The 11557-nt window shown below is 62.4% G+C and carries 8 protein-coding genes and 1 pseudogene; 7 read left to right on the forward strand and 2 right to left on the reverse strand.

Annotation, left to right across the window (positions count from 1 at the left end; translation table 11 throughout):
• The first annotated feature begins 13 nt into the window (after window positions 1–13).
• Window positions 14–556, forward strand: a complete 543-nt coding sequence (locus tag E8A46_RS03645) for a ketopantoate reductase C-terminal domain-containing protein (protein ID WP_291557594.1) — start codon at window positions 14–16, stop codon at window positions 554–556.
• Window positions 557–833: 277 nt separating this feature from the next.
• Entirely contained in the window at window positions 834–1088 is a 255-nt protein-coding gene (locus E8A46_RS03650) for a cupin domain-containing protein (RefSeq protein ID WP_291557596.1), read from the forward strand.
• A gap of 67 nt (window positions 1089–1155) precedes the next feature.
• On the opposite strand, the gene E8A46_RS03655 is transcribed toward E8A46_RS03650, so the two are convergent.
• Entirely contained in the window at window positions 1156–2175 is a 1020-nt protein-coding gene (locus E8A46_RS03655) for an LLM class flavin-dependent oxidoreductase (RefSeq protein WP_291557599.1), read from the reverse strand.
• 385 nt (window positions 2176–2560) lie between these two features.
• Here E8A46_RS03655 and metF point away from each other — a divergent pair, with 385 nt between their 5' ends.
• The 5 genes and pseudogenes from metF (at window position 2561) to E8A46_RS03680 (ending at window position 10732) form a co-directional block, all read left to right on the forward strand.
• Window positions 2561–3475: a methylenetetrahydrofolate reductase [NAD(P)H] gene (gene metF / locus E8A46_RS03660; protein WP_291557602.1), complete on the forward strand. Its 915-nt coding sequence runs from the start codon at window positions 2561–2563 to the stop codon at window positions 3473–3475.
• A 3-nt stretch (window positions 3476–3478) separates the two neighbouring features.
• Window positions 3479–7366, forward strand: a complete 3888-nt coding sequence (metH, locus tag E8A46_RS03665) for a methionine synthase (protein WP_291557605.1) — start codon at window positions 3479–3481, stop codon at window positions 7364–7366.
• A gap of 317 nt (window positions 7367–7683) precedes the next feature.
• Window positions 7684–8142, forward strand: a complete 459-nt coding sequence (locus tag E8A46_RS03670; RefSeq protein ID WP_291557608.1) for a cache domain-containing protein — start codon at window positions 7684–7686, stop codon at window positions 8140–8142.
• Window positions 8143–8863: 721 nt separating this feature from the next.
• Window positions 8864–8917: pseudogene (locus tag E8A46_RS30405) on the forward strand (hypothetical protein); the annotation flags it as partial.
• Window positions 8918–8935: 18 nt separating this feature from the next.
• A complete protein-coding gene (locus E8A46_RS03680) occupies window positions 8936–10732 on the forward strand; it encodes an EAL domain-containing protein (RefSeq protein WP_291557613.1) in 1797 nt (598 codons plus the stop codon).
• Here E8A46_RS03680 and E8A46_RS03685 read toward each other — a convergent pair.
• Window positions 10642–11274, reverse strand: a complete 633-nt coding sequence (locus tag E8A46_RS03685) for a glutathione S-transferase family protein (RefSeq protein ID WP_291557616.1) — start codon at window positions 11272–11274, stop codon at window positions 10642–10644. The genes E8A46_RS03680 and E8A46_RS03685 overlap by 91 nt on opposite strands.
• Window positions 11275–11557: the final 283 nt, after the last annotated feature.

Here is an 11557-nt window from a genome sequence, read left to right on the forward strand (position 1 = left end):
ATTGGGTCCTATTGTGCACCAAGGCCTACGATACGCCATCGATCGCGTCCGCTTCCGGCGGGCCGGCGAATACGAGTTTGCCGTTAACGAGGATCCGGACGGATCGGCGTTCGCCGAGCTCCTCGAAGGCACGCCGATGCGGGTGCTTCGCAGTCCCGATTTCAACACGCTGGCCTGGCGAAAACTCCTGATCAATGCCGTCGCCAATCCGATCACCGCACTCACCCTCCGGCGTCAGGCCGTGTTCCGGCGCGAGGACGTCAAGACACTCTGCCTTGCCATCCTCGATGAGGCTGCCGCGGTCGGACGCGCCGACGGCGCGCGACTTGCCGCAGATGAGGCCGGCAAAATCCTGGCGACGCTGCTGACCTATCCTGCCGACGCCGGTACCTCGATGTATTTCGATCGGCTCGGCGGGCGGCCTCTCGAAGTCGAGGCGCTGACCGGCGCCATCGTCGCGGCCGGCGAACGGCATCAGGTGCCGACGCCCCTCAATCGCATGCTGCTGACGCTGCTGCGCGCGACCGGCGATCCAGCGGGCAATGGTCATCGATGATTCAAAAATGTTCAGGCAATCAAGGTTCATGAGAAGGGGTACGGGATGACCGAAGAATCAAGGCTGAAGCATCCGGCATTTGATCCGGGCGTAGTGAGCGAGAGCAATTATACCTCTTATCCGGACCCTCACCGCGCCGCTAACCAGATGCGATACAATCGGCGGCTCGGCGATCACGCAGGCTTGCGGAATTTCGGCGTCAACCTGACCCGAATTGTTCCGGGGAGGTCAGTCCTCTTACCGGCATGCCCATTCCCGCCAGGACGAGTTCATCCTTGTGCTGGAAGGCGAGGTGGTGCTGGAGACAAACGATGGACGGCAGCTATTGACGGCAGGGATGTGCGCTGGATTTCCCGCCGGTTCAGGTGACGCTCACCGTTTCCTCAATTGCTCGGCAGCCGATGCCAAACTACTCGTCATAGGAGACCGAAGTTCAGGCGACGAGATCAGCTACCCCGATGTGGACATGCATGCTGTGCTCGGAGCTGACGGCATCTATCGATTCAGCACCAAGTCCGGCACGCCGCTTTGAGCGACAAGGGCACGCGTCCGCCCGACTCGCTGGTTTGGCCGGGACGAAGCAGGTTTGTGCGTTGGTCCTACGCGGCCGCCTTCTTGCCGAGCCCGAACGCATCCGCCAGCAGGCTGTAGGAGCGCTTGCGTGCGTCATGGTCATAGACCGCGGTGATGATCATCAGTTCATCAGCCTGGCTTGCCGCAATCATCGGTTGCAGCTTTTGCAGCACCGTGGCGGGGCTGCCGACAAACAGCCGCGCGCGGTTGCGCGCGATCGAGGCACGCTCGCTTTCGGTATAGGGATAGGCCAGCGCCTCCTCGACGCTCGGCAACGGCAGATATTCGCCGCGATCCCGGCGCAACCGGTTGAGATCCATCGACGAAGCGAGTCGCTCGGCCTCCGCGTCGGTTTCGGCCGCAACCGCGGCGACGGCAAGAATGCCGTGCGGGGTTGAGCGCCAGCCCGACGGCTTGAAGTGGCTGCGGTAATGGGTCAGCGCTTCGACCGCATCAAAAGATGCAAAATGATGCGCGAACGCGAAGCCCATGCCGACCTGGGCTGCGAGTTCCGAAGAATAATCGCTGGAGCCGAGCAGCCAGATCGGTGGCAGCGGCGTATCGTCCGGCATCGCCACCACATTGTGGTAGGGATGTCCGGGCGGGAAATCGCGGGTCTCCCATAAGGTCAGCTCATGCAGCCGCTCGAGGAAATCGTCGCCCTCGCGGCGATCGAGCCGGCTGCGCAACGCGTGCGCGGTGGCGCCGTCGGTGCCCGGCGCACGGCCAAGCCCGAGATCGATCCGGCCGGGAAACAGCGCCTCGAGCATCTTGAAGCGTTCGGCCACCACCAGCGGCGCGTGGTTCGGCAGCATCACGCCGCCGGAGCCGACCCGGATCTGCTTGGTCACCGCGGCGATCTGCCCGATCATCAGGTCGGGCGCCGGGCTGGCGACCGACGCCAGGTTATGATGCTCGGCCAGCCAGTAGCGGACATAGCCCAGCGCATCGACGTGGCGTGCCAGATCGATGCTGTTGCGCAGCGCCGCCGCAGGTTTGGTGCCCGTGGTGACGACGGAGAGGTCAAGGACGGAAAGCGGGATCATGGCCTTAACCTAGTGCGGCGGGTCGAAGCCACAAAGGCCCTCCTTGTGCAGATCAGGCCCGCGACGCCGGGCCCTCGGATGGCTCGGCTCAGTACGCTAGTGGGCTAACTGAAACTTACTTCTCACCGACATAGCTCTGCCCACAGCGCCCAGCCGGCACCAGACCGAGCCGATATTGCCTTAAAACAATGGTGTTATTGCGAATCCGGCCAATTAGCCTCGGCCTGCCCACTCATGCGGAAAGTGGCAAAAAATATCATGGTTCCTACATAAATTGGGCCATTTCCCACATAAGATGGGCTGTTTTGGCAGCCTCGTTTCGCCTATTTTAGCCTTCCAGGCCTAGACCCTGGCGTCGTCCATCGCTGCGGAGCTTGTGAGTGCCATGACCGAGGTTACGCCCCCCATATCGGAGGGACAGCGCGTGTTGAAACAGCCCGCAATCTCCTTTGAGTTCTTCCCGCCGAAAACCGAGGAGATGGAGAAGAGCCTGTGGGACACCATCAAGCGCCTCGCGCCGCTCGCTCCGAGTTTCGTGTCGGTGACCTACGGCGCCGGCGGGTCGACCCGTGAGCGCACCCATTCCACCATCGCCCGCATCCTCGCTGAAACCGAACTTCTGCCGGCCGCGCATCTGACCTGCGTCGGTGCCGCGCGCGGCGAGATCGACGAGATCGTCCGCCGCTATCACGATATCGGGGTCCGCCATATCGTGGCGCTGCGCGGCGATCCGCCCGGCGGCATCGGCACGGCTTTTTCCACCCATCCCGATGGCTACCAAACCTCGCCCGAGCTGGTGGCCAGCATCAAGCGGCGATATCCGGACATTGAGGTCTCCGTCTCGGCCTATCCGGAAAAACACCCCGAGAGCCCTGACTTCGATGCCGACATCGATGTGCTGAAGGCCAAGGTCGATGCCGGCGCGACCCGCGCCATCACGCAGGTGTTCTTCGATAACGACCTCTATTTCCGCTATCTCGACCGGGTTCGCGCCCGCGGCATCTTCATTCCGATCGTGCCCGGCATCATGCCGATGCACAATTTCAAGCAGGCGAGGTCGTTCGTGACCCGCGCCGGCACCAGCGTGCCGGACTGGCTGGCTGCGAAATTCGAAGGCCTCGACGACGACGCCGAGACCCGCAAGCTGGTGGCGGCCACGGTGGCGGCGGGCCAGGTGCAGAAGCTCAACAAGCACGGCGTCGACACCTTTCACTTCTACACCATGAACCGCGCGGACCTCGTGTTCGCGATTTGTCATTTGCTCGGTATTCGCCCCTCGGGCGCACAGAAAGCCGCCTGACCGATGAGCGCACCCGTCTCCCCCAAGCGAACCGCTTTGCTCGCGGCGGCCCGCGAGCGCATCCTGGTGCTCGACGGCGCCATGGGCACCATGATTCAGGGCCTCGAATATGACGAGGCGGCGTTTCGGGGGCAGCGGTTTGCGGATTTCCACCGCGACGTCAGGGGCAACAACGACCTGTTGATCCTGACCCAGCCGAAGGCGATCGAGGATATCCACGCCGATTATTTGCGCGCCGGCGCCGACATCGTGGCCACCAACACGTTTTCCTCGACCGCAATCGCGCAGGCCGATTACGAGATGTCGGACCTCGCCTATGAGCTTAACCTGCAGGGCGCGAGGCTGGCGCGCGCCGCGGCCGAACGGGTGAGCGCAGAAGACGGCAAGCCCCGCTTTGTCGCGGGCGCGATCGGCCCGACCAACCGCACCGCCTCGATCTCGCCCGACGTGTCGAGCCCCGGCTATCGCGCCGTCAGCTTCGACGACCTGCGCGCCGCCTATGGCGAGCAGATCAACGGCCTGCTCGACGGCGGCGCCGACCTGCTGCTGGTCGAGACCATCTTCGATACGCTCAATGCCAAGGCCGCGCTCTACGCCATCGCCGAAATTGCCGAGCAACGCGGCGTCGACGTGCCCGTGATGGTCTCCGGTACCATCACCGACAAATCCGGGCGGCTGCTGTCGGGGCAACTCCCCGAGGCGTTCTGGAATTCGGTGCGCCACGCCAGACCGATCACGATCGGCTTCAACTGCGCGCTCGGCGCCGAGGATCTGCGCGCGCATATCGCCGACATCGGCCGCGTCGCCGACACCCTGGTGTGCGCCTATCCCAACGCCGGCCTTCCCAATGAATTCGGCCAGTATGACGAGAGCCCGGAATATATGGCGCGCCTGATCGGCGAGTTTGCATCCGCCGGCCTCGTCAACATCGTCGGCGGCTGCTGCGGCACCACGCCTGACCATATCGCGGCGATTGCCGCGGCGGTCGCACCGCACCGGCCGCGCGCGATCCCCCTGATCGAACCGCGGCTGCGGCTCTCCGGCCTGGAGCCGTTCGAACTGACGGCGGCCATCCCCTTCGTCAATGTCGGCGAGCGCACCAACGTCACCGGATCTGCGAAATTCCGCAAGCTGGTGACCGCGGGCGATTATACCGCGGCGTTGCAGGTGGCGCGCGACCAGGTCGAGAACGGCGCGCAGATCATCGACGTCAACATGGACGAGGGCCTGCTTGATTCCGAGCAGGCGATGGTGACCTTCCTCAACCTCGTCGCCGCCGAGCCGGACATCGCCCGCGTCCCGGTGATGGTCGATTCCTCGAAATTCAACGTCATCGAAGCCGGCCTGAAATGCGTGCAGGGCAAGCCGGTGGTGAATTCGATCTCGATGAAGGAAGGCGAGGAAAAATTCATCCACGAGGCCAAAATCGCGCGGCGTCACGGTGCGGCCGTGGTGGTGATGGCGTTCGACGAGGCTGGCCAGGCCGACACCTTCGCGCGCAAGACCGAGATCTGCAAACGCGCCTACGACATCCTCGTCAACCAGCTCGACTTCCCGCCGGAAGACATCATTTTCGACCCCAATATTTTCGCCATCGCGACCGGGCTCGAGGAGCACAACAATTACGGCGTCGATTTCATCGAGGCCACCCGCTGGATCCGCCAGAACCTGCCGCACGCGCATATTTCGGGCGGCGTCTCCAACCTGTCATTCTCGTTCCGCGGCAACGAGCCGGTGCGCGAAGCGATGCATTCGGTGTTCCTGTATCACGCCATCAAGGCCGGCATGGATATGGGCATCGTCAATGCCGGGCAGATGATCGTCTATGACGACATCGATCCCGAGCTGCGCCAGACCTGCGAGGACGTCATCCTCAACCGCGACCCCGGCGCTTCCGAGCGGCTGCTGCAGCTCGCCGAAAAATTCCGCGGCAAGGAGAAGAAGACGCAGGAGCAGGATCTCGCCTGGCGTGAATGGCCGGTCGACAAGCGGCTAAGCCACGCGCTGGTGCACGGCATCACCGAATATATCGAGGCCGACACCGAGGACGCCCGCAAAGTCGCCGAGCGGCCGCTCAATGTGATCGAAGGCCCGCTGATGGCCGGCATGAACATCGTCGGCGACCTGTTCGGCGACGGCAAGATGTTCCTGCCGCAAGTCGTCAAATCCGCGCGCGTCATGAAGCAGGCGGTCGCCTATCTGATGCCGTTCATGGAGGAGGAAAAGGCGCGTAACCTCGCCAATGGCATTGTCGGAGACGGCCGCAACTCCGCCGGCAAGATCGTGCTTGCCACCGTGAAGGGCGACGTCCACGACATCGGCAAGAACATCGTCGGCATCGTGTTGCAGTGTAATAATTTCGAGGTGATCGACCTCGGTGTCATGGTGCCGGCGACAAAAATCATCGAGACCGCCAAGCGCGAAGGCGCCGACATCATCGGCCTTTCCGGCCTGATCACGCCGTCGCTCGATGAAATGAGTTTTCTTGCCGGCGAGCTGGAGCGCCAGGGCATGACCGTGCCGCTGCTGATCGGCGGCGCCACCACCAGCCGCGTCCATACCGCGGTGAAGATCGACCCGAACTACCGCGGCGGCCCGGTGGTGCATGTCAATGACGCCAGCCGCGCCGTCGGCGTCGCCTCCGCGCTGTTGTCGCCGGAGCGGCGCGAGGCCTATGCCACCGAGGTGCGCGCCGACTACGCCAAGATTTCCGCGGCGCATTTCCGCGCCCAGGCCGACAAGAAGCGGCTGAAACTCACGGCTGCCCGCGCCAACGCGGTCAAAATCGACTTTGCCAGCACGCCGCCGAAGCAGCCGGTGTTTCTCGGCATCAAGAGTTTCAGGGATTACGACCTCGCGGAGCTGGCCGAATATATCGATTGGACACCGTTCTTCCAAACCTGGGAGCTGACCGGACGCTTTCCTGCCATTCTCGATGACGAAAAAGTCGGCAAAGTCGCGCGCTCGCTCTATGACGATGCCCGCAACATGCTGGATCGCATCATCAAGGAGAAATGGTTCAAGGCGCAGGCGACCATCGGCTTCTGGCCCGCCAACGCGCAAGGCGACGATATCGTCGTCTACGCCGACGAGGCGCGCAGCAAGCAGGTCGCGACCTTCCATTCGCTGCGCCAGCAACTCGAAAAACGCGAAGGCCGCTTCAACGCGGCGCTGTCGGATTTCATCGCGCCGGTGTCCTCTCGGGTGCCGGATTACATCGGCGCCTTTGTGGTCACGGCGGGGATCGGCGAAGACATCATCGCCGACCGGTTCAAGAACGCCAATGACGATTACTCCTCGATCCTGTGCAAGGCGCTGGCCGATCGGCTCGCGGAAGCCTTCGCCGAGCGCATGCATGCCCGCGTGCGCCGGGAATTCTGGGGCTATGCGCCGGACGAGGCGCTGACACCCGATCAGCTCATTCTCGAACAATACAAGGGCATCCGCCCCGCGCCCGGCTATCCCGCGCAGCCCGATCACACCGAAAAGGCCACGCTGTTCGCCCTGCTCGATGCCGAGAATACCGCCGGCGTGAAGCTGACGGAAAGCTACGCGATGTGGCCGGGCTCGTCGGTATCCGGGCTTTATTTCAGCCACCCCGAAAGCTTCTATTTCGGCGTCGGCAAGATCGAGCGCGACCAGGTGGAAGACTACGCCGCGCGCAAGGGCTGGAGCGTTGGTGAAGCCGAGCGCTGGCTGGCGCCGGTGTTGAACTACATCCCGACGCAGGACCAGTCAGCGCAGGATCGCCGCGTGAAGGAGGCGATGCCGACGCTGGCGCCGTCGGCCGCGCCCGCCAACGATATCGAATCAAAGGACATGCTCGCGCACCCACCTGGCTGCAACTGCGCGGTGCATTTGGCCTACCGCAAGAAGGCGGCACGGGCATAGTCCGCCTAACCTCCCCTTCCATGGCAGGGTGCAATTCCCGATCGGCGGGCAGCGGCTGCACGATCTCGGCGAATACCGATAGCGCCTCCCACCATTCCGCAGCGCCGGATGACGCGGGCCGTCTAACAGCGCGACGATGCGGCAACGCAAACTGCGAGCCACGCGTCGCGCCGAGATCGCTCACGATGTTTTAACCATGGCAGCAGGTACAACCGGTTGTAGGCGAAATATTTAGCCGCACCTGACACGTTTAGGCTCACTGGTCTCGTGTCATATCGTCTTCCTCCTGACCGTGACCCGGAATGACGGAGCAAATTATGTTTCGTTCCCTGAGCATCGTCTTTTCAGTTATCGTTGCCTTTGCAAATTTCGCTCACGCGTCCGAATTCGGCACGCGCGAAGAGGCCGTCGCCATGGTGAAGCGGGTCCAGGACAAATTCCACGCAGACGGACCGGAAGCGACGTTCAAGGCGGTGATCGATCAATCGACCAAAGAGTTCCACGATCGAGATCTCTATCCTTTTATTTATGACCTTACCGGGCTCAACGTCGCGCATGGAGCCCGGCCCGCGCTGGTCGGAAAAAATCTGATCTCTCTCAAGGATCAAGACGGCAAACATCTGATCAGGGACATGATTACGATCGCGACAACTTCAAGAAGCGGCTGGATCGACTACAAGTGGCCCAATCCAATCACAAACAAGATTGAAGACAAGTCGAGCTACGTCGAGAAGCTGGGCGATTATTTCGTCGGCGTCGGCGTCTACCGTTTCTGAAAACACGGGCACTCCGGGGGATATCAGTCAAGTGTTCGCCCGCCTGCTGCAAAACTCGCCGATTTGGGCAAAGGCTTTCGCAGCATCGGTCGTGCTATTTGTTTGCCTGGGCGCGCTGGGCGCTACCGCCTATCTGACGCTGGACAAATCAGCTCGCGGCCTGACGACGCTCAGGGATACAAACCTTCCGAGACAGAATGCCGTTGCGGAGCTGACCCACGACATCATTGCGACCCACGTCAAACTTTTCCGTCATGTCACGTGGGGAAGTAACAGCGTCAACTCGGCGCTTCTGTTGGGCTTGAGCAAGGAAATTCGCGCCGATCTGACCGCGCTGAAATCCCGCGTCAACTCGCTCGTAGCGCAACCGAATCTGGCGCTCCGGGAGCGACAGGACTGGATCGCGCTGCAGATCAAATGGGCGAAGTACGACAGGGCCGCGCGAGACACTCTGGATGTCGCCGCCACCGACGCGCCGATGGCGACCATGATGCTGGGGGGGACCGATGACGACTTCCAGCAACTCGCCAATGAGCTGCATAATCTGTCGGCGTGGGTCACCGAGCGGACGCGCTCCGTCACCGGCACATTGGCAGACGAAGCGGAATCCAGAAAAAAGATGATCGCTGTCGGCGGACTTGCCGGCGGACTGATCAGCATCCTGGTGACGCTTCTGGTCGCCGGCTCCATTGTGAGACCGATCCGGTCGGTGACGCGGGCGATGTCGCAGATTTCGCGAGGCAACACCGATCTCGATCTCGATCGCCGGGACCGCAGCGACGAAATCGGCCAGATGATCAACGCGGTCGTGTCGTATCGCGACCGGCTGCAACAACAGAAAGACGAGCTTCATATCCAGAATATGCGCTTCGACACCGCCCTCAACAACATGTCGCAAGGTCTGGCGATGTTCGATGCCGAGCAGCGGCTGGTCGTGTGCAACGACGAGTACATCGCGATTTATGCGTGGGCGGAAGGATTCTTCCAACCAGGCATGACCCTTCAGGAAATCCTGGAGGATCGGGTGCGGTCGGGATTGATGTCGAATGAGTCGCTTGATGGAATCAGGGGGACCGCGGCTGCCGGCACGGGCGACGGAAGGAAGGCCGCGTTCTACTGCCAATTGAACGATGGCCGCTGCATCGCGGTGGTTGCCCGGCCGATGCTGGACGGCGGGACTGTGACAACCCACGAGGACGTCACCGAACGTCGCCGCGCCGAAACCCAGATTGCCTATATGGCGCATCACGATGCGCTGACCGGACTGGCCAATCGCATTTTGCTGCGCGAACGAATCCAGGCAGCCCTGTCGGCTTGTCCCGACCGGCCGCTCGCCGTGTTCTGTCTTGATCTTGACCGCTTCAAGGCCGTGAACGACACGCTGGGTCATCCGGTCGGCGATGCGGTGCTGCGAATGGCGGCGAACCGGTTGAACAGCTGCATTCGAGAGACCGATACCGTCGCCCGCCTCGGCGGAGATGAATTCGCCATCGTCGCCTCTCTCGCGCCGCTCGATGCCAGCGCGCTCGCCGCGCGAATTGTCGAAGCGATCAGCCAGCCCTACGATCCAGACGGTCACCGCATTGAGATCGGCATCAGCATCGGCATTGCGCTCGCCCCGGGGGATGGCAACGATCCGGACGAGTTGTTGAAGAACGCGGACCTCGCGCTTTACCGCGCCAAGGCCCAGGGTCGCAACACCCATCGATTCTTCGAGCCAGACGAAGATCTGGGCCTGACGGAACGCTACAGACTGGAGCAGGACCTGCGTCGGGCGATCGGCGCCAGGGAATTCGAGGTCCACTACCAGCCGATTTGCAGCATCGAGACCGGTCGCACGATAAGCGTGGAGGCGCTCGTCCGCTGGCGCCATCCTGTGCACGGCCTGATACTGCCCGATCGGTTCATCCCGCTTGCGGAGGAGACGGGTCTGATTCACGCCCTGGGCGAGTTGGTGCTTCGTCAGGCATGCGCCGATGCCATTGACTGGCCGTCCTATGCCAAGGTTGCGGTGAACCTGTCGCCGCTGCAGTTTCAAAGCCCTGACCTGGCGGGTCACGTCGCAGCCATTCTTGCAGATTCCGGATTGCCGGCTTATCGGCTCGAGCTCGAGATAACCGAAACGGTTCTGCTCCAACGCAGTAACGACAACATACGCACCCTGCAGGAATTGAGCGCGCTCGGCATATCGATCGCGCTTGACGATTTTGGAACCGGTTACTCGTCCTTGAGCTACCTCCGGCTGTTCCGGTTCGATCGGATCAAGATCGACCGGTCGTTTGTCAGCGAAATGGCCCAGATGGAAGCCAGCGCGGCGATTGTGTGCGCCGTGGCGAACCTCGGAAGAAGCCTCGACATTGTCACGGTTGCAGAAGGGGTCGAAACGGAAGAGCAGCTTGCGCTGCTTCGCGCCGCTGGATGCACGCAGGCGCAGGGCTATCTGCTCGGTCGCCCGATTCCGGCGGCTGATCTCATCTTTGACGTTGAAATGGATGCAACTCACGCGCTCGGCGGGATCAGCGGCTGCACGATCTCGGAAAACGCCGGCAGCGCCTCGCAAGCCGCAGCATGCGCTGACAGCGCTGGATAGCGCGCGGCATTGAAAAACAGCGGATGGGCCTCGCTGGTGAAGCGTAGCACACAGGCGACCGCGATGTCGGCATGGCCGATGGCCGCGCCGAACCAGTACGGCGAGGCGATGCCGGCGCGCTGCTTTTCCAGCACCTCCAGCACGCCGCCGATCTGCGTCTCGCAACGCTCGACCCAGAGCTTCGACTGATGGTCTTTCCGCAGCACGCGCTCGTAGACCAGGCTGACCGCCTTGTCGCCTAAACCGGTCGCCAACGCGCATATCTTGAGCGCATGGCGGCGCTCGGGGCCGCTCTCGGCGATCATTGCCTTGTCCGGCCCAACCAGTTCATCGAGATAATCCAGGATCGCCGTGCTCTCGATCAGCGCCTCGCCAGCATCGAGCAGCAGCGTCGGCACCCGGCGCAGCGGATTGTACGGCGCGATCTTGTCACCGTCGCCGAAAGTCGACCATGGCCGGTGCTCGAAGGTGAGGCCGTAAAGCCGCAGCGCAATCGCGACGCGGCGGACGAAGGGGGAATCATATTGGCCGATCAGGATCATGTTCTAAAGATGCCTTCTCCAGGTCACTCAGCCGATAGCATTTGCCGTTCCGCCGATGCCGCGGCCTGCTTGAAATAAAAGACGCCGCTCGCGGGGCTCGTCTGCCCGGGACGAGGTGGACGGATTCAAACCTCAAACAGCCTAATCGTCTTTGCGAGCGAAGCGAAGCAATCCACGTAGCAACAAGAAAGAATGGATTGCTTCGTCGCTTCGCTCCCTTGCGCAAACGCTTCGCGTTTGTCGCAGGCAATGACGACAAAACGCAGCTTCGCGATCTCGCCGC

Source organism: Bradyrhizobium sp. (assembly GCF_004799445.1).
Taxonomy (GTDB): domain Bacteria; phylum Pseudomonadota; class Alphaproteobacteria; order Rhizobiales; family Xanthobacteraceae; genus Bradyrhizobium.

Excerpts from the sequence above, each read along its gene's own strand:
- E8A46_RS03670 (WP_291557608.1), top strand. The coding sequence starts at position 7,684 with ATGTTTCGTTCCCTGAGCATCGTCTTTTCAGTTATCGTTGCCTTTGCA.
- E8A46_RS03680 (WP_291557613.1), top strand. The coding sequence starts at position 8,936 with ATGATCAACGCGGTCGTGTCGTATCGCGACCGGCTGCAACAACAGAAA.
- E8A46_RS03655 (WP_291557599.1), bottom strand. The coding sequence starts at position 2,175 with ATGATCCCGCTTTCCGTCCTTGACCTCTCCGTCGTCACCACGGGCACC.
- metH (WP_291557605.1), top strand. The coding sequence starts at position 3,479 with ATGAGCGCACCCGTCTCCCCCAAGCGAACCGCTTTGCTCGCGGCGGCC.
- metF (WP_291557602.1), top strand. The coding sequence starts at position 2,561 with ATGACCGAGGTTACGCCCCCCATATCGGAGGGACAGCGCGTGTTGAAA.
- E8A46_RS03685 (WP_291557616.1), bottom strand. The coding sequence starts at position 11,274 with ATGATCCTGATCGGCCAATATGATTCCCCCTTCGTCCGCCGCGTCGCG.